This window comes from Microbacterium trichothecenolyticum, assembly GCF_030818955.1.
Lineage (GTDB): Bacteria > Actinomycetota > Actinomycetes > Actinomycetales > Microbacteriaceae > Microbacterium > Microbacterium trichothecenolyticum_B.
Genome location: NZ_JAUTBF010000001.1, coordinates 345,214 through 363,111 on the forward strand (window position 1 = coordinate 345,214; position 17,898 = coordinate 363,111).

Annotated in this window: 15 protein-coding genes; 10 read left to right on the plus strand and 5 right to left on the minus strand. The window is 69.8% G+C overall.

Translation table 11 applies throughout. The annotated features are described in order from the left end of the window. Nucleotides 1-15 precede the first annotated feature (15 nt). Nucleotides 16-795: a CPBP family intramembrane glutamic endopeptidase gene (locus tag QE412_RS01595; protein ID WP_373426561.1), complete on the minus strand. Its 780-nt coding sequence runs from the start codon at nt 793-795 to the stop codon at nt 16-18. Between the two features lie 360 nt (nt 796-1,155). On the opposite strand from QE412_RS01595, the gene QE412_RS01600 reads away from it, so the two are divergent. The 3 genes from QE412_RS01600 (at nt 1,156) to QE412_RS01610 (ending at nt 5,725) form a co-directional block, all read left to right on the plus strand. Next, nucleotides 1,156-2,946 carry an ABC transporter family substrate-binding protein gene (locus QE412_RS01600; RefSeq protein ID WP_307479313.1) on the plus strand — a complete coding sequence of 597 codons (1,791 nt, stop codon included), beginning with the start codon at nt 1,156-1,158 and terminating at the stop codon, nt 2,944-2,946. Nucleotides 2,947-3,099: 153 nt separating this feature from the next. Then, nucleotides 3,100-4,644, plus strand: coding sequence for an ABC transporter permease (locus QE412_RS01605; protein WP_307479317.1), 1,545 nt, complete (start codon nt 3,100-3,102; stop codon nt 4,642-4,644). Between the two features lie 31 nt (nt 4,645-4,675). After that, on the plus strand, nt 4,676-5,725 hold the full coding sequence (locus tag QE412_RS01610) for an ABC transporter permease (protein WP_307479320.1): 1,050 nt from the start codon (nt 4,676-4,678) through the stop codon (nt 5,723-5,725). 20 nt (nt 5,726-5,745) lie between these two features. On the opposite strand, the gene QE412_RS01615 is transcribed toward QE412_RS01610, so the two are convergent. Next, complete coding sequence (locus QE412_RS01615; protein WP_307479323.1) at nt 5,746-6,348, minus strand: PH domain-containing protein; 603 nt, start codon at nt 6,346-6,348, stop codon at nt 5,746-5,748. 62 nt (nt 6,349-6,410) lie between these two features. On the opposite strand from QE412_RS01615, the gene QE412_RS01620 reads away from it, so the two are divergent. Further along, nucleotides 6,411-8,165, plus strand: coding sequence for a dipeptide ABC transporter ATP-binding protein (locus QE412_RS01620; RefSeq protein WP_307479325.1), 1,755 nt, complete (start codon nt 6,411-6,413; stop codon nt 8,163-8,165). Between the two features lie 132 nt (nt 8,166-8,297). Further along, a complete protein-coding gene (typA, locus tag QE412_RS01625) occupies nt 8,298-10,211 on the plus strand; it encodes a translational GTPase TypA (protein ID WP_307479327.1) in 1,914 nt (637 codons plus the stop codon). Between the two features lie 361 nt (nt 10,212-10,572). On the opposite strand, the gene QE412_RS01630 is transcribed toward typA, so the two are convergent. Then, nucleotides 10,573-11,124 carry a helix-turn-helix domain-containing protein gene (locus QE412_RS01630; protein WP_307479330.1) on the minus strand — a complete coding sequence of 184 codons (552 nt, stop codon included), beginning with the start codon at nt 11,122-11,124 and terminating at the stop codon, nt 10,573-10,575. Nucleotides 11,125-11,189: 65 nt separating this feature from the next. On the opposite strand from QE412_RS01630, the gene QE412_RS01635 reads away from it, so the two are divergent. The 5 genes from QE412_RS01635 (at nt 11,190) to dapC (ending at nt 14,572) form a co-directional block, all read left to right on the plus strand. Beyond that, nucleotides 11,190-11,918, plus strand: a complete 729-nt coding sequence (locus tag QE412_RS01635; protein WP_307479332.1) for an AzlC family ABC transporter permease — start codon at nt 11,190-11,192, stop codon at nt 11,916-11,918. Beyond that, nucleotides 11,915-12,229 carry an AzlD domain-containing protein gene (locus QE412_RS01640; protein ID WP_307479335.1) on the plus strand — a complete coding sequence of 105 codons (315 nt, stop codon included), beginning with the start codon at nt 11,915-11,917 and terminating at the stop codon, nt 12,227-12,229. The genes QE412_RS01635 and QE412_RS01640 overlap by 4 nt, the downstream gene beginning before the upstream one ends. Nucleotides 12,230-12,679: 450 nt before the next feature. Next, complete coding sequence (locus QE412_RS01645; RefSeq protein ID WP_307479338.1) at nt 12,680-13,078, plus strand: histidinol dehydrogenase; 399 nt, start codon at nt 12,680-12,682, stop codon at nt 13,076-13,078. A gap of 66 nt (nt 13,079-13,144) precedes the next feature. Beyond that, a complete protein-coding gene (fdxA, locus tag QE412_RS01650) occupies nt 13,145-13,465 on the plus strand; it encodes a ferredoxin (RefSeq protein ID WP_013586172.1) in 321 nt (106 codons plus the stop codon). Nucleotides 13,466-13,468: 3 nt separating this feature from the next. Then, nucleotides 13,469-14,572 (plus strand): succinyldiaminopimelate transaminase, encoded by a 1,104-nt coding sequence (gene dapC, locus QE412_RS01655; RefSeq protein ID WP_307479343.1) that lies wholly within the window; start codon nt 13,469-13,471, stop codon nt 14,570-14,572. 1 nt (nt 14,573) lies between these two features. Here dapC and QE412_RS01660 read toward each other — a convergent pair whose 3' ends face one another. Both QE412_RS01660 and QE412_RS01665 read right to left on the minus strand, forming a co-directional pair. Continuing rightward, nucleotides 14,574-16,337, minus strand: coding sequence for an ABC transporter ATP-binding protein (locus QE412_RS01660; protein ID WP_307479345.1), 1,764 nt, complete (start codon nt 16,335-16,337; stop codon nt 14,574-14,576). Then, nucleotides 16,334-17,896, minus strand: a complete 1,563-nt coding sequence (locus QE412_RS01665; protein ID WP_307479349.1) for an ABC transporter transmembrane domain-containing protein — start codon at nt 17,894-17,896, stop codon at nt 16,334-16,336. Before QE412_RS01665 ends, QE412_RS01660 begins: the two co-directional genes overlap by 4 nt. Between the last annotated feature and the right edge of the window lie 2 nt (nt 17,897-17,898).

Consider the following 17,898-nt stretch of genomic DNA (forward strand, 5'->3'; position numbering starts at 1 on the left):
CGCCGTGGCGGCCGATCACGGAGTGATGGTCGGCGACGGCGACGGCGACGGCGCGGGGGTGGACGTGGCGCTCGGCGGAGCGAAGATCGCGGGCCACCAGGCCGCCGCGAGCGGGTAGCCGACGAAGGCGATGATGTCGATGATCGTGTGCGCCACGACCAGCGGCATCACGCGTCCCCACCGCTTGTAGCACCATCCGAACACCAGACCCATGACCACGTTCCCCAGGGCGGAGGGCCAGCCCTGGTACAGGTGGTAGCTGCCCCTCAGCAGCGCCGTCGACACGATGGTCCCCGTCCACGACCATCCGAGCCGGCGCAGACGCTCGAACAGGTACCCGAGGAAGATGACCTCCTCGGTCAGTCCCGCTCGCAGCGCCGCGAGCACCAGCAGCGCGACCACCCACCACGACGAGTCCAGCGGAGCCGGGACGACCGTGATGCTCTGGCCGATCGATCGACCGATCGCATAGACGCCGATGCCCGGAGCACCGATGAGCACGACGAGAGCGAGCCCGCGCAGCACATCGGAGCCGAAGCGTCGGAAGTCGAGCCCGATGCGGCGCAGAGCATTGTTCGCCGGCTCCCAGAGAAGATACACGGCCAGAGCGACCAGAGCGAGCGAGAAGAAGATGTCGAGGAACTGGTAAACGACGTCCCACAGCGGTTCAGCGCTCCGGGACGGGTTGAGCTGCGTCTGCTGCTGCGAGATCGGCGCCCGCGTCGCCGCGCGCACGAACGACACGACCGAGTAGATCGCCGATTGCCCCACACTGATCAGCAGCACGAGTGCGATCTCCCAGACGAGACGGCGGCGACGGTAGACGGCGTCGCCGTCGAGGCGAGGTGCGAGTGAGGCGTCGTTCGGATGCGGAGAGGGATGCCGGGTCACACGAGGTATTCAACACCGCTCGGCCATGCGCGATCACGATGCCCCAGGACCGCGAGCGATGGAGGTCATCGACAGCCGTGGACAGGCGTTGCGAGCCGCGGTTGTCAAAATGCTCTACGCGGGCCACCCCAAGTTAAAGGTCTGTAACGAATTGCCCAGGAGTTTTGACCATCCGGTGGCGTGTATCTATCGTTTCGGTATCCACGGCTCCCCCCGGCCCTCCATGCCCGGGAGGTTGCCTGTCTACCTTGCACTGGAGGCAAAGTGTCTGAAAAGACCCGGCGCACGCGCGCCCTCACGGTGGGAGCAGGAGTCGCAGTCGCGGCTCTCGCACTCGCCGGCTGCACCACCACCGCCACGCCCGAGAGCGGTACGTCGACGGGTGGCACGATCACCATCGCGACGACGAACGCGTTCACCTCGTTCAACGGTGACACCCCGCAGGCGAACCTCGACACGAACGGCATGGTGGGATACCTCACCGGCACGCAGAACAACCTGGGTCTGGGCGGCTTCGAGCGCCTCGACAAGGACTTCAGCCTCATCAAGAACACCGACTTCGGCACCATCGAGACGGTCTCCGAGAACCCGCTGACGGTCAAGTACACGATCAACCCCGGCCTCACCTGGTCCGACGGCGAGCCCATCAACGCCGACGACATGCTCGCCTACTGGGCCATCAACTCGGGCTACTACAACGACGCGACTCTCGACCCGGAATCGGGCGAGCCGACCTCCGGCACGCAGTACTTCGCCCTCGCGGGCAGCACGGCGGGCCTCGACACCACCTCGTTCCCCGAGATCAGCGACGACAACCTGTCGATGACCCTCACGTACGGCACCCCCTACGTGGACTACGAACTGGTCAACCCGATCAGCAAGCCCGCGCATGTGCTCGCCGAGAAGGCGGGTGTCTCGGAGGCCGACTTCATCGAGCTGCTCAAGACGCTGCCCAAGGGCGACCCGGCCGCGCCCGCCGCCCCGAACGCGACGCTGAAGGCCGCCGGCGACTTCTGGAACACCGGATACGACGTCACCGCCATGCCGACCGACCCCAGCCTGCTGGTGGCGAGTGGTCCGTTCATCGTGACCGACTTCACCCCCGAGCAGAGCATCACGCTCGGCAAGAACCCGAACTACAAGGGCGAGCTGTCGCCCTCGTACGACCAGCTCATCATCCGCTTCATCGGTGACGCCAACGCGCAGGTGACCGCCCTCCAGAACGGCGAGGTGCAGGCCATTCAGCCGCAGGCCTCCGCCGACACGCTGACGGCCCTGCAGAACGCCAACGCGACCGTTCACTCGGGTGACCAGGTGGCTTACGATCACCTCGACCTGCGCTTCGCGGGCGTCTTCTCCGACCCGAAGGTGCGCGAGGCGTTCCTCAAGACCATCCCGCGCCAGCAGCTGGTCGACTCGATCATCAAGCCGGTGAACCCGCAGGGTGAGGTGCTCAACTCGCAGATCTTCCTGCCCACCGACGGTGACGAGTACACCACGGCCGTTGCGGCGAGCGGGTACGACGCATACGACGCCCCCGACATCGAAGGTGCCAAGGCGCTGCTGAATGGTGCTACCCCCACGGTGCGCATCCTCTACAACACCAACAACCCGAACCGCGTCGACAGCTTCCGCGCCATCCAGCAGTCGGCGCAGCAGGCCGGCTTCGTGATCGAGGACGCCGGTTCGCCCGACTGGAGCAAGCTGCTCTCCGCCGGCAACTATGACGCGTCGATCTTCGGCTGGGTCTCGCCGGGCGCCGGTAACGCCGCTCTGCCGCAGATCTTCAAGAGCAACGGTGGCGGAAACTACAACCTGTACTCGAACAGCACTGTCGACCAGCTCGTCGACGAGACGCAGGTCACGCTCGACAAGAGCAAGCTGAACGACCTGAAGGTGCAGATCGACGCCGCGACGGCCAAGGACTTCTACGGTCTGCCGCTGTTCCAGCTGCCCGGTCTGTTCGCAGACAACGGTTCCGTGAAGGGCGTCGACTACTTCGGCGGCCAGACCGGCATCGTGTGGAACGCGCAGGAGTGGACGCTGGCGGGCTGATGACCCGCTGATCCCCCGTGAGGCGCCGGAGTCGCTCGGCTCCGGCGCCTCACCTTGTCTGCGCGCGGCGCGCATTTCGCAGAGCGGCCGCCACTATCCTTTCCTGGACGCCGTCTCCGCGTCCGTCACCCGATCGAAAGAAGACCTCCCGCGATGGTCGGATTCATCCTCAGGCGTATCGCCGTCTCGATCCTGGTTCTGCTTGCCGCGTCGTTCATCATGTACGTGATGGCCGCGAACGCCGGCGACCCTCTCCAGGACCTCCGCGACAGCACCGCCGCCAACCGCGACCAGTTGATCGCCGCGCGCGTCGCCGCGCTCGATCTCGACGTTCCCCCGCCGTTGCGCTACTTCCTCTGGCTCGGCGGCGCGGCGGGTTGCCTCGTCCCGTTCGCCGGCACCTGCAACCTGGGCCTGACCATCAGCAACGCCCCGGTCCTCGACATCCTCCCCACCGCGGTCGGCTCCACCCTGCAACTCGTGACGGCGTCGTTCGTGCTCGCGATCGTGCTCGGCATCGTCGTGGGCGTCGTCTCGGCACTGCGTCAGTACAGCGGCTTCGACTTCGGTATCACGCTGCTGAGCTTCTTCCTCTTCTCGCTGCCGGCGTTCCTGGTCGCGGTGCTGCTGAAGGAGTTCGTGGCGATCGGCTTCAACAACTTCCTCGAATCGGCCACCGCCATCCCCATCTGGGTCATCCTGCTTCTCGCCGTCGTCTCGGCCGTGATCTGGCAGGCGATGATCGGAGGCGCGCGCCGCCGCCGCCTCATCGTCGCTGCGACGGCGGCGGCGGCCACCATCGCGTTGCTGGTGTACTTCAACGTCACCGACTGGTTCCGCAACCCCGGGTTCGGGCCGGTGGGACTGCTCCTGCTGATCGCCGGTGTCGTCGTGATCACGACCGCCCTGATCTCGGGCCTGGCCAACCGTCGCGCGCTGATCGTCGCCGCGATCAACGGGGCGATCGCCTACATCGCCTACTACGCGCTGCAGGGTCTGTTCGACATCTCCACGATCTACACGATCGTCATCCTCGGCGTCGTGGCCGTGGCGCTGGGCGTCATCACCGGGTTGGTGCTCGGCGCGCCCGACCGCGGCATGACCGCTCGCATCGGTGCGATCGTGGCGTTCCTCTCGTTCGCGCTCGTCGTCCTCGATCGCTACATGCAGTCGTGGCCTGCCTACGTGAACAACCCGCGCATCAACGGTCGCCCGATCGCGACCGTGGGTGCCGCCACACCCGGCTTCAACGGCGACATGTGGATCACCGGCATCGACACGTTCACCCACCTGATGCTTCCCACGATCTCGCTGCTTCTTATCTCGTTCGCCGGCTACACGCGCTACGCCCGTGCCGGCATGCTCGAGGTGATGAACCAGGACTACATCCGTACGGCACGCGCGAAGGGGCTCCCCGAGCGGACGGTGATCATGCGGCACGGTCTGCGGAACATGTTGATTCCCATCGTCACCCTGGTGGCGACCGACGTCGGAGCGCTGCTCGGTGGCGCCGTCATCACGGAGCAGGTCTTCGCCATTCCCGGCATGGGGCAGCTGTTCGTCTCCTCCATCCGTCGTGTCGACGTCAACCCGGTCATGGGCTACTTCATCGTGATCGCCATCACCGCCATCGTCTTCAACTTCCTGGCCGATCTCGCCTACGCCGCGCTCGACCCCCGCGTGCGAGTGGTCGCATGATCGCCGCCGACCGATCCCCGGAGGTCTCCCGATGACCCAGATGCTTCCCGAACCCGCGAACGTCGACGCCCCGGCTCCCGCCGACGAGCGCGACACGGTCGGAGTGAGCCAGGGCCGCCTGGTCCTCCGACGATTCCTGGCCAACAAGGTCGCCGTCGTCTCCGGCATCCTGTTCATCCTGCTGGCGATCTTCTCCGTCTCCGCGATCGGGGTCGGGCCGATCCCCGGATGGTGGAAGTACGACTACACGACGCTGAACCCGCAGAGCAACGGTGGCGCACCGAGCCTGTCGGTGGTCCCCTTCGTCATCGGCGACCACCCGTTCGGGCAGGACCGCATCGGCATCGACTACTTCGCGATGACGATGCGCGGCATCCAGAACTCGATCCTCGTCATGCTCATCATCAGCATCGTGGGCACGACCGTCGGCACCGTCATCGGCGCTCTGGCCGGGTACTACCGCGGCTGGGTCGACTCGGTGCTCATGCGCATCACCGATGTGTTCATCGTCATCCCGATCATCGTCATCGGTGCGGTCGTCGGACGCGCCACGGGCGGTCTCGGCGTGATCCCGCTGGCCTTCTTCCTCGCGATGGTGTCGTGGACGACCATCGCCCGCCTCGTGCGCGCCGAGTTCCTGTCGCTGCGCGAGCGCGAGTTCGTCGAGGCCGCGCGCGTAGCCGGTGCCAGTGACGCGCGCATCATCTTCAAGCACATCCTTCCCAACGCGGTCGGCGTGGTCATCGTCGCGGCGACCCTGCTCGCGGCGGCGGCGATCCTGCTCGAGACGGCGTTGAGCTACCTGCAGCTGGGTGTGCGCCCGCCGGACGTGTCCTTGGGCCTGATCATCTCCGACAACCAGTCGGCGTTCTCGACGCGCCCGTGGCTGTTCTGGTGGCCCGCCGGCTTCATCGTGCTGCTCGCCGTGCTCGTCAACTTCGTGGGCGACGGTCTTCGTGACGCATTCGACCCGCGCCAGAAGCGCTTCTCGCTGCGGCGCACCAAGGAGCAGGCCGCGTCGGCGACCTCTGCTCCCGCGAGCACCCAGGCGCGAGTGCACCCGGAGACCCCCTCGTCATGACGACCGTCTTCGGGCGCGGCTCACACGAGGGCGACCGCCGCGACGACACCGGCGGCGCCGGCGACCAGCAGCAGCAGGTTGCCGAGGCGCACCGTCGTGACGACGCGCGTGCTCTCGGCCACGCCCGCCTCGATGCGGCCGGCGTCGCGCAGGGCGTGCCAGCGGGCGCGCACCATCTCGGCTGCGCGTCCCGAGTCGGTGTTCGCCAGTTCGCCCGGCCGGGTCTGCGGCGCGGACGCGTCGTCGCTGCGGCGATGAGCGCGCGCGGCGCGAAGGGACCCGGTCGCACCCGGCGCCGGTGCGGCGGTCACCCCGATGCGACGGCCCGGGGTGTGCAGCTGGAGCGCGTAGCGGGTGTCGACGTGGATCAGCGCGGCCCACGGGACGCGGTAGCGCACCGCGATGTTGTCGACCTCGACGCCCTCGTCGTCCACCGACACCGAGGGCGACCACAGCACGGCGGTCACGAGCGCTGCGGCGCCGAGCGCGCCCACGATCACCGCGGCCGGAGCCTCGGTGGCCGCGGGCGTCACGAGCAGACCGATCGCCACGGCAGCGATGATCGCCCAGACGACGGCGCACAGGACACGGGTGAACGTCGATCGGAACGTCTGGCGTGGCATCCCCTGATTCTTTCATTCCCCGATCACTCACTCCCCGCACGCGGGGCCGAGAGGACAATCTGATGAGCACGACCGAGAAGGCCGCAATCCCGGCCCTGGAGATGACCGACCTCAGCGTCGACTTCGCGGTCGACGACGTCTGGGTTCCCGCCGCCAAGCACCTCACCTACTCCATCGCCCGCGGCCAGGTCGTCGCCGTCGTCGGGGAATCGGGTTCGGGTAAGAGCGTCAGCTCTATGGCGGTGCTCGATCTGTTGCCGCGCAACAGCCGCGTCCGCGGGAGCATCAAGGTCAACGGCCGTGAGGTGAACGGCTTGTCCGCCTCACAGATGCGACAGCTGCGGGGTCCGGAGGTGGCGGCGATCTTCCAGGAGCCGATGACGGCGCTGAACCCCGTGCTGACGGTCGGATCGCAGATCATCGAGGCACTGCGCGCGCACCGGCCGATCGCTCCCGCACAGGCCAAGGCACGCGCGCTCGAACTGCTCGAGATGGTCGGTCTGCCCGACCCGGCGAAGGCGTTCGCGTCGTACCCGCACCAGCTGTCGGGCGGTCAGCGCCAGCGCGCGATGATCGCGCAGTCGATCAGCCTCGAGCCCGCCCTGCTCATCGCCGACGAGCCGACCACGGCACTCGACGTGACGGTGCAGGCCGAGATCCTCGACCTCATCCGCGACCTGCGCGACCGTCTCGACTCGGCCGTGCTGCTCATCACGCACGACATGGGCGTGGTGGCCGACCTCGCCGACTGGATCGTCGTGATGAAGTCGGGCGATATCGTCGAGCAGGGTCCGGCCGTGCAGGTGCTCGGCGACCCGCAGGACTCGTACACGAAAGAACTGCTCGCATCGGTGCCGCGCCTGGGGGAGACGCTCGAGGGTGAACCGATCGTCGACGTGGTCGAGGCGCTGGCCGCCGCCGTCGCAGAGGGACCCGCGCGCACCGAGGCCATCGCCCTCGCCGCCGCCGCTCCCGAGATCGCCCACCCCGTGCTGCAGCTCGACAACGTCTCGATCGAGTACGGCAAGAAGGGTCGCGTCGCGGCCTTCCGCGCCGTCGACGATGTCACGCTCGGCATCGCCGAGGGCGAGATCGTGGGCCTGGTGGGGGAGTCCGGCTCGGGCAAGTCCACCATCGGGCGCGCGGCCATCGGCCTGCAGCCCATCGCCGACGGTCGTCTCGTGGTCGACGGCGTCGACATCTCCAGCGGTTCGCGCAAGCGCATCAAGTCACTGCGACGCCGCGTGGGCATCGTGTTCCAGGACCCGTCGTCGTCTCTGAACCCGCGTCTGCCGATCGGGGAGTCCATCGGTGAGCCGCTGTTCCTCGCCGGCGAGGCGAAGGGCGCCGAGCTCGACGCCCGTGTCGAGAAGCTCCTCGACGAGGTGCGCCTGCCCCGCAGCTACCGCAACCGCTACCCGCACGAGCTGTCGGGTGGTCAGAAGCAGCGCGTCGGCATCGCGCGCGCGCTGTCGCTGCAGCCGCGTCTGCTCGTCGCCGACGAGCCGACGAGCGCGCTCGACGTGTCGGTGCAGGCACGCGTGCTCGAACTGCTCAGCGAGTTGCAGAAGGAGCACCGCTTCGCCTGTCTGTTCATCAGTCACGACCTGGCCGTCGTGGATGCCATGGCCGACCGCATCGTCGTGCTCAACCGCGGCAAGATCGCCGAGCAGGGCACGCGCGACGAGATCCTGCGCGCGCCCAAGGAGCCGTACACCCAGCGCCTCATCGCCGCCATCCCGGTGCCCGACGTCGAGGTGCAGGCCGCGCGTCGTGAGCTTCGGCACGAGCTGTTGCGCGAGACTCCGGCATCCTGAGATCGCGCAGAAAGGGGTGGGATCCGCGCGATCCCGCCCCTTTCTGCTGCCTGCCAGGCAGTGTCGCGCCTGCCCGGTAGACTGGTCACGCTCGATTTCCGGGCGCACCCCGAATTTTCCTGGAGACCCTCCATGGCGCACGCCCTTCGTCCTGACCTCCGTAACGTCGCGATCGTCGCGCACGTCGACCACGGCAAGACGACCCTCGTCGACGCCATGCTCCGCCAGACCGGCTCGTTCGGCGACCACGCGCACGTCGAGGAGCGCGCGATGGACTCGAACGACCTGGAGCGCGAGAAGGGCATCACGATCCTCGCCAAGAACACGGCGATCGAGTACAACGGCATCCACACGGACGTGCCCGTCACGATCAACGTGATCGACACCCCCGGCCACGCCGACTTCGGTGGCGAGGTCGAGCGCGGTCTGTCGATGGTCGACGGCGTCGTGCTGCTGGTCGACGCGTCCGAGGGCCCGCTGCCCCAGACCCGCTTCGTGCTGCGCAAGGCGCTCGAGGCGAAGCTCCCCGTCATCCTGCTGGTCAACAAGACCGACCGCCCCGACGCCCGTATCGCCGAGGTGGAGGAAGAGGCGCACGACCTGCTGCTGGGCCTGGCGTCCGACCTCGTCGACGACGTGCCCGACCTCGACGTCGACGCGCTGCTCGACGTGCCGGTGGTCTACGCCTCCGGCCGTGCGGGCGCGGCATCCCTGAACCGCCCCGACAACGGCGCGCTGCCCGACAACGACGACCTCGAGCCGCTGTTCGCCGCGATCCTCGAGCACGTCCCGGCTCCGTCCTACGACGACGAGGCGCCGCTGCAGGCGTGGGTCACGAACCTCGACTCCTCGCCGTTCCTCGGTCGCCTCGCCCTGCTGCGCGTGTTCAACGGCACGCTGAAGAAGGGCCAGACGGTCGCGTGGGTGCGCTCCGACGGCACCACGAGCAACGCCCGCGTGACCGAGCTGCTGAAGACCCGCGCGCTCGAGCGTTTCCCCGCCGAAGACGCCGGCCCCGGCGACATCGTCGCCATCGCCGGTTTCCCCGACATCACGATCGGCGAGACCATCGCCGACCCCGAGGACGTGCGGCCCCTGCCGGCCATCACGGTCGACGACCCCGCCATCTCGATGACGATCGGCACCAACACCTCGCCGCTCATGGGCAAGGTCAAGGGCCACAAGCTCACCGCGCGCATGGTGAAGGACCGCCTCGACCGTGAGCTCATCGGTAACGTCTCGCTGAAGGTCGTCGACATCGGACGTCCGGATGCCTGGGAGGTCCAGGGCCGCGGCGAACTCGCGCTCGCGATCCTCGTCGAGAACATGCGTCGTGAGGGCTTCGAGCTCACCGTCGGCAAGCCCCAGGTGGTCACCAAGCGCGGCGACGACGGCAAGCTCAAGGAGCCCTACGAGCACCTGACGATCGACGCCCCCGAGGAGCACCTCGGTGCGATCACGCAGCTCATGGCCGCCCGCAAGGGTCGCATGGACAACATGACCAACCACGGCACCGGCTGGGTGCGCATGGAGTTCGTCGTGCCCTCGCGCGGCCTCATCGGCTTCCGCAGCGAGTTCCTGACAATCACGCGCGGCACCGGCATCGCCAACGCCATCTCGCACGGCTACGACGACTGGGCGGGCTCGATCACCACGCGCCAGAACGGCTCGATCGTCGCGGACCGCATGGGTGTCGTCACGCCGTTCGCCATGATCGCACTGCAGGAGCGCATGAGCTTCTTCGTCCAGCCCACCGAAGAGGTCTACGAGGGCATGGTCATCGGCGAGAACTCGCGCGCCGACGACATGGACGTCAACATCACCAAGGAGAAGAAGCTCACGAACATGCGTTCGTCGACCTCCGACTCCTTCGAGTCGATGACGCCCCCGCGCGTGCTCACGCTGGAGGAGTCGCTCGAGTTCGCCCGCGACGACGAATGCGTCGAGGTCACGCCCGAGAAGGTGCGCATCCGCAAGGTCGTGCTCGACGCGACCGAGCGCGGCCGCGCCGCCTCCCGCGCCAAGCGTCAGGATGCCAACGCGTAAGCGCCGCGTCCGCGAACGGCCCCGCCCAGCTCACGCTGCGCGGGGCCGTTCCGCACTCGGGCGTCGTCCGCGCCTCCCGCGCTTCCCGCGCTCGGCCGTTGCCTCGCGCGATGGCGTGGCCCTCGCGCGTGGTGCGCCGCGACCAGATCGTTGAGTGTCCGAGACACGCCGCGATGCCTGGCCCGGTTGCGGCGTGTTTCGGACACTCAACAGGTCGGTGATGCCGTGCGTGCCGGTGGCTGGTCGCGGTCGGAGGCGGCGGTGTACCCGGTCAGTGTCCAGGACACGCCGTGATGCTTTACCCGGTTGCGGCGTCTTCTGGACACTCAACGGGATGGCGACGGAGGTGGCGTGCGCCGGGTCAGTGCGACTCGACGACGCACACGGCGCTCATGCCGGGCGTCAGCGCCTCGAACACGTGCGGGGCGTCGCCGGAGTACGACAGGTAGTCGCCGGGGGAGAGGTCGTACGGGGCGTCGGCCGGGCCGATGCGTCCGCGCCCGGAGACCAGCACGATGTGCTCGACGGTGCCACGCGGATGCGGCTCCGACACGCGAGGGGCGCCGGGCTCGGCGCTGAGCAGATAGATGTCGCGGCGGGCGTGCGGTGGACTCGCCGAGAGCAGGACCGCCAGATACGCGGATGCCGATGACGGTACCGCCGCGGCCGCCTCTCCGGCGCGGATCAGGGTGGGCGAGCGAACGCCCTCGTCCACCAGGACGGCGAAGGGGATCTCCAGCGCCGACGCGAGGGCCCACAGCGTCTCGACGCTGGGATTGCCGCCGCCGTTCTCGAGCTGCGAGACCGTCGCCTTGGCTACGCCGGCGCGTCGCGCGAGTTCCGAAACGCTGAGGTCGCGTCTCTCGCGCTCGCGACGGAGGGTGGCCGCGATACGGTCGCCGAGATCGGTCATGTGTTCATTATGCTTGCCGATTGTTCGACTTGACGAACGACTCGGTCTCGTTCACCATGATGTCCATGCGTTCGCTATCCCGAACACCCGAGGGTGTCGCCGCTCGACAGGGGATGGCGGTGGCTCTCGCGACGAGCGCGTACGGCATCTCTTTCGGCGCCCTGTCTGTGGCATCCGGACTCGACGTCTGGCAGACGTGCGTGCTGAGCCTGCTGATGTTCACAGGTGGATCGCAGTTCGCCTTCGTCGGCGTCATCGCCGCCGGGGGCGTGGCTGCGGCACCGGCCGCGATCGCGTCGGCCGTGTTGCTCGGCGTTCGTAACGCCGCCTACGCGATGCGCATGTCGCCGGTTGTCGCGGGCGGGTTCTGGCGCAAGGCCGGAGCGGTGCAGTTCACGATCGACGAGTCGGTCGCCGTAGGACTCGCGCAGACCGAGTCTCGTGCGCGGCGGGTGGGCTTCTGGGTCACGGGTGTGGCCATCTGGGTCGGCTGGAATCTGTCGACCCTCCTCGGGGCGCTGCTCGGCGATGTGCTGGGCGACCCCCGCGCCTACGGTTTGGATGCCGCTGCCGCGGCCGCCTTCCTCGCTCTGCTCTGGCCGCGCCTGCGCGGACGACAGCCCTTCGCCGTCGCGGCGGGGGCCGCGGTCGTCGCGGCGCTGCTCACGCCCGCTCTCATGCCTGGCATTCCCGTCATCGCGGCCGCGGGCGTCGCTGTGGCGGTGGGCATGTTCGAGCCGCGTCGTCGTGCCCCCATGCCCGTAGGCATCGCCGAGGAGAAGGGGATGCCATGACCCTGTGGACCGCCGTGCTCCTGGCATCCGTTCTCTGCGCCGCGCTGAAGGGGATCGGGTATCTGCTGCCGGCGCGGTGGCTCGAGGCGCCGCGCCCCGCCCGCATCGCCGACCTGCTCACCGTGGCGCTGCTGTCGGCACTCGTGGTCGTGCAGACGGTGGCGGCGGGGTCGGAGATCGCGATCGATGCGCGGGTGCCGGCCGTGGCCGTGGCGGCGGTGCTGCTGTGGGCGCGGGCCCCGTTTCTCGTCGTGGTCGCTGTGGCAGCGGTCACGGCCGCGCTGCTGCGACTGTGGGGCTGGGCGGTGTGAGGGGCGCTTTCCGCACAGAAGAAAGCGTGAGACGAACTGATTGTCGCTGAAGGAGACGCCGTTGGGGTCGGTGAAGGACACGGTTTGGCCGGAGAGCGCGTTGCCGTAGGCGTCCGTGACGGTAACGGTGACCGAGACGATGACCGGGACGGCCCACGCGGCGCCGGCGACGAGAGCGCGGCGCGACAGCTCGGGGGTTTCGGTCGTGGGGGAGACGTTCCTTCTTCGGGATTCCTCGAGGGGAGCGAGGCGGGTGGCGTGCCTGTCAGAGGGGTGAAGGAATGCGCGCCATCGTGTGCACTCGGTCTGCGTCCGGGGCAAGAGAGGACGCGCTCGGTAGGTACGTGACATCAGGGTTCACCCACTGCGGTCCCTTCGTTCACTCGGATCCGGTGTCCTTCTCGTGCCAGCTCTCCGCTCGGTCATAGGACCGCCTTCTAGACTGGCGCGATGAGCTTTGGCATCCTGCGCATCGCCGGTTGGGTCGTCGCGCTGCTGGTCGGTGCGTTCTACGGCGCGGCCGGCACGATCGCGCAGGGCTTCCGGCTCGGTCCGGTGCCGGTGGGCCTGCTGCTGGCGACGATCGGCTGTGCCGCGCTCCTCATCGCCCTGCGCACGCTGACCGGGGATCTCGTCAACGCCTTCGCCGGGGGACTCGGCATCTCGGCGGCGACCTATGTGTTCTCGCAGCCTGGGCTCGGGGGATCGGCCATCGTCGCCGCGCCCACCCCCGGTACCGAGTGGATCCCTGTGGTGTGGACGGTCGTCGGGCCCGCCCTGATGGTGTTGGTGGCCTTCTGGCCCGACTTCTCGCACCTGCGGCACGAACCCGCGACTCCCACCGCCTGACACGTCGGCGTCGAGCGGGGTCGCGTCGGGCGAGGCCGGTCGAGTCATCGCGATTAGACTGAACGGGTGACTTACGTGATCGCCCTCCCGTGTGTCGATGTCAAGGATCGCGCCTGCATCGACGAATGCCCCGTCGACTGCATCTACGAGGGTGAACGATCGCTGTACATCCACCCCGACGAATGCGTCGACTGCGGTGCGTGCGAGCCGGTCTGCCCCGTCGAGGCGATCTACTACGAGGACGACCTGCCCGAGGAGTGGTCCGACTACTACAAGGCGAACGTCGAGTTCTTCGATGACATCGGCTCGCCCGGTGGTGCCGCGAAGGTCGGCGTGATCGCCAAGGATCACCCGGTCATCACCGCGCTTCCCCCGCAGAGTCACTGAGCCGTGGGCGTCGCCGACCTCGCCGACTACCCCTGGGATGCCGTCGCCCCCTATGCCGAGCGCGCGCGGCGTCACCCGGCCGGCATCGTCGACCTGTCGATCGGCTCGCCCGTCGATCCGACGCCCGCCGTCGTCGCCGCGGCCCTCGCCGACGCGACCGACGCGCACGCCTACCCGCAGACGGCCGGCACTCCCGCGCTGCGTGAGGCGATCGCCGAGTGGTACGCCCGCCGACGGGGTGTTCCGGGTCTGACGGCCGCGAACGTCCTGCCGACCGTCGGCTCGAAAGAGCTCGTCGCCCTCCTGCCGCTGCTGCTGGGGCTCGGTCCCGGTGACGCCGTCGTGCACCCGCGGGCGGCCTACCCGACCTACGAGGTCGGTGCCCGTCTCGTGGGCGCCGAGCCGGTGGCATCCGACGATACAGCCGACTGGCCCGCGAACACCAAGCTCGTGTGGGTCAACTCGCCCGGCAACCCCGACGGACGCGTGCTCTCGGTGGCGGAGCTGACGGATGCCGTGACCCGGGCACGCGAGCTCGGAGCCGTCCTGGCCTCCGACGAGTGCTACGCCGAGCTCGGCTGGGACGCGCCGTGGGATGCCGAGCGGGTGCCGAGCGTGCTCGACCCCGCCGTGGTCGGCGACGACCTCACGGGTGTTCTCTCGGTGTACTCGCTGAGCAAGCAGTCGAACCTCGCGGGATACCGCGCGGCGTTCCTCGCGGGCGACGCCGCTCTCGTCGCGCGCCTGCTGACGGGCCGCAAGCACCTCGGCCTCATGCCCCCCGCGCCCGTCCAGCGGGCCATGACGGTCGCCCTCGGCGACGACGCGCACGTCGCGGAGCAGCGTGAGCGCTACGCCCGTCGACGCGCGCTGCTCAAGCCCGCAATCGAGGCCGCGGGCTTCACGATCGACCGCAGCGAGGCGGGCCTGTACCTCTGGGCGACCGAGGGGCGCGACGCGTGGGAGAGCGTGGGACGTCTGGCTGATCTCGGCATCCTCGTCGGTCCGGGCCACTTCTACGGCGAGCACTTCCCGAACCACGTGCGGTTCTCGCTCACCGCGACCGACGAGCGCATCGCCGCGGCGGCGGAGCGGCTGACGTCGTAGGTCAGCTCGAGCGGCTCCACGCCTCCCACAGACGCGCGTAGGGTCCGCCCGCGGTGCGCAGCTCGTCGTGCGTGCCTTCTTCGCGGACGCGCCCCGCGTCCAGCAGCACGACGCGGTCGGCCGCGGCCGCCTGGCTCAGGCGATGCGCGACGACCAGGGCCGCGCGTCCGTCGACGACCGCGAGAGCGGCGTTCTCGAGGCGGCCGGCCTCGGTGGACCCGGCTTCGGCGGTCGCCTCGTCGAGGACGACGAACGCGGGGTCGGCGAGCAGGACCCGCGCGAGGGCGAGATGCTGTGCTTCGGCGGGGGACAACGGGGTTCCCGATGCGCCGACCGGTTCGTCGAGTCCGCGCGGGAGTCGCGCGACGAGACCGTCGGCTCCGACGCGGTGGAGCGCGGCGAGCAGATCGTCGTCACCGGCAGCGGGCGCGGCGAGTGTGAGGTTCCCCCGCAGGTCGGTGTCGAAGACGTGCACGTCCTGCGTCACGAGGGCGACCGCGGTGGGCCGATCCGCCGTGCCCGCATCGGGTTCCTGCACCCCGGCCGCGATCGCGGCGAGCGTCGACTTGCCGGCTCCCGAGGCGCCCACGACGGCGAGCGTCTCGCCCTCGGCGATGTCCATCGACACGGCGTGGAGAACCGGATGTCCCGCGGTGTACGCGTGGGTGATGTCGCGCAGGACGACGGCTGCGCGCGGCTCTGCGGGGGCATCGCCCGGCGCGGCGGTGTCGGCCACCGGGTCGGCCGACCGTCCCGCCCCGGTGGCGGCGGGTTCATCCGGGTCGGCGGCGCGGATGACGCCCACGATCCGCGCGAGCGACGCGAGTGCCGACTGCAGGTCGTCGACGACGAAGAGCAGCTGATTGATGGGGCCGAACAGACGCAGGAACAGCAGCATGGCAGCCGTCGTGCCCCCGACCGTCCCGTGCCCGCCCGAGACGAGGACGAAGCCGACGACGAGCAGACCCGCCATGCCGAGGAACTCCGCGGCGTTCAGCCGCGCGAAGAACAGATTCTGGATGCCGCGCGCCCGCATGCTCCACCGCACGACGCTCCACGACGCCGCCGAGATGCGGACGAGGTGGGGCGTCGAGGAGCCGTAGGCGCGCACGGTCTCGAGCCCGCGGAGCGTGTCGAGCAGGTGCTGCGCCCGCTCGGCCATCGCGGCCCGTTCGGCCGCGTACACCCCGGGTGCGGCGCGCAGGTACGCCCGCACGGCGAACACGTGCACGGGGGCGATGACGAGGAGGGCGAGGGCATACCAGGGGTCGATGACCGCCATGCCGGCGAGCGTGACGACGATGGTGAACGCCGCGCCGACGAGGGCGGGCACGACCCGAGGGATCGCCTCCGACACCTCGGCGACGTCGTCGCCCGCGCGCGCGATGAGATCACCCGTCCCCGCTCTCTCGACGCGGGAGGGCGGCAGGTGCAGAGCGGTGCTGACCATGCGTTCGCGCAGGTCTGCCAGAGCGGTCTCGAACAGCTGAGAGGCCGAGATCATGCCGATCGCGGTGAGGACAGCCCCCACCACGACGGCTCCGGCCATCACTGCCGCCAGCGTCACGGCGAGGTCGGCCGCGCCCCCGCCCGCGCCGATCGCGTCGACGACGGTTCCGAGCGCGAGGGGTCCCGCGATGCCCGCGACGGCGGCGGCGAGCACGACGGCGACCAGCGTCGGCAGCCGCCACCATCCGCCGGGAAGCGACCGCCAGAGCTCGCGGGCGACCGCGCGCGCGGGAGCGAGGGGGAGGGCGTCGTTCATGCGGGGTCTCCGTCCGTGATGCGCACCACGCGGTCGGCCACCGCCGCGAACGCGGGGGTGCGCGTGACGATGACCGTGCGGCGGCCGCGGCGAACCGTGCGGACCCGCTCGGCGATGCGCGCCTCGGTGACCGCGTCGACCGCGGTGGTCGGGTCGTGCAGCACCAGCAGCTCCGCGTCGCGCGCGATCGCCCGCGCCAGGGCGACGCGTTGGCGCTGGCCGCCCGAGAGCGCCGTGCCGTTCTCGCCGACGCGACTGTCGAGTCCCTCGGGCAGCAGCTCGGCGAGCTCGTCGCACGCGGCGGCGTGCAGGGCGGCGTCGCGGGCCGCGGCATCCGTTTCCGACCCGGCGACGTTCTCGGACACGCTCCCCGCGAAGAGGTGCGCCGCGTGGGGAGCGTGCAGGGCGTCCGGATGCCGCGCCCGCAGCGCCGCGACCACGTCGTCGGCGCGCGACCCGTCGCAGGCGATCACGACGAGCTCGCCGGCGTGCACGTCGGGCAGGTTCACGGGCCGTGGCGGCTGGTCGACGACGTCGGCGAGGGGTTCGCCGTCGCGCAGCACGTCGAGGACACGCGCCGCGGAAGCGGTCGCCGAGGCCCACCACGCACCCGTGTACAGCGCGAGCACCTGAAGTGGCTCCAGGAGGAACTGCGCGAGTCCCACCACCGCGATGAACTCCCCGAGCCCGAGCACCCCCGAGAGGGTGAGCACCGCCGCGACGACGGCGACCGCGGTCAAGAACAGGCCCGTCACGATGCTCATGGCACCGCCGAAGACCCCCTCGGTGCGTCGGGCTCGAACCGTGTCGGCGAGGGCCGCGCGGCTGGCGCGCCCGTAGCGTCGGGTGGCCTCGGCCTCGGCACCGATCCCGCGGACCACGCGGTACCCGCTCAGCAGGTCGGCGGCCCGGCCCGCGGCCACGGCAGCCGCTTCCTGCTCCTGTCCGCTGCGGTCGCGCAGGGGGCGCCCCGCGCGCTCGGTGAGCCAGAGCAGGACAGGCGCGCCGACGAGGACGGCGACGCCCAGGGGCCACGAGATGGTCACCAGGACCGCCCCGCCGAACAGCACCGCGGCCAGCTGACCCACGGGGTACACGCCGATCTCGACGGCTTCGGAGAGGCGATTGGCATCCGACGTCGCGATCGAGAGCGCGACCCCGGGCTGCTCGGACGGACGCCCCGGGCGGGGAGGACGCTGCAGCAGATGAGCGGCGACGGTGGTGCGCAACCGGTGCTGCACCGTGAGCATGCCGAGCTCCGCCAGGCGCGAACCGAAGCGCCACGAGAACGACAGCACGAGGAAGTCGGCGGCCAGCACGCCCAGCCAGAGCAGCAGCTGGACGGGGTCGCCCGTCGTCACGGCACGCTCGATCGCCAGCCCCATGACGATGGGGACGAGCGCCTCGCCGAGCTGGTGGGTGATCGACAGAGCCGCGGCCGGGATCGTGTAGCGGGGAGCGGCGCCCATGACCCGCAGCGTCCAGCGCCGCGGTGTCGTGGCGGCGGTGAAGGGCACCTCGCGCGTGGCGAGGGGCTCGGCGGGCGCCTGCAGCAGCATCC

Coding starts and splice junctions, on each gene's coding strand:
- QE412_RS01665 (WP_307479349.1), bottom strand. CDS start 17,896: ATGCTGCTGCAGGCGCCCGCCGAGCCCCTCGCCACGCGCGAGGTGCCC.
- QE412_RS01610 (WP_307479320.1), top strand. CDS start 4,676: ATGACCCAGATGCTTCCCGAACCCGCGAACGTCGACGCCCCGGCTCCC.
- QE412_RS01645 (WP_307479338.1), top strand. CDS start 12,680: ATGAGCTTTGGCATCCTGCGCATCGCCGGTTGGGTCGTCGCGCTGCTG.
- QE412_RS01620 (WP_307479325.1), top strand. CDS start 6,411: ATGAGCACGACCGAGAAGGCCGCAATCCCGGCCCTGGAGATGACCGAC.
- QE412_RS01660 (WP_307479345.1), bottom strand. CDS start 16,337: ATGAACGACGCCCTCCCCCTCGCTCCCGCGCGCGCGGTCGCCCGCGAG.
- QE412_RS01635 (WP_307479332.1), top strand. CDS start 11,190: ATGCGTTCGCTATCCCGAACACCCGAGGGTGTCGCCGCTCGACAGGGG.
- QE412_RS01640 (WP_307479335.1), top strand. CDS start 11,915: ATGACCCTGTGGACCGCCGTGCTCCTGGCATCCGTTCTCTGCGCCGCG.
- QE412_RS01630 (WP_307479330.1), bottom strand. CDS start 11,124: ATGACCGATCTCGGCGACCGTATCGCGGCCACCCTCCGTCGCGAGCGC.
- QE412_RS01615 (WP_307479323.1), bottom strand. CDS start 6,348: ATGCCACGCCAGACGTTCCGATCGACGTTCACCCGTGTCCTGTGCGCC.
- typA (WP_307479327.1), top strand. CDS start 8,298: ATGGCGCACGCCCTTCGTCCTGACCTCCGTAACGTCGCGATCGTCGCG.
- QE412_RS01605 (WP_307479317.1), top strand. CDS start 3,100: ATGGTCGGATTCATCCTCAGGCGTATCGCCGTCTCGATCCTGGTTCTG.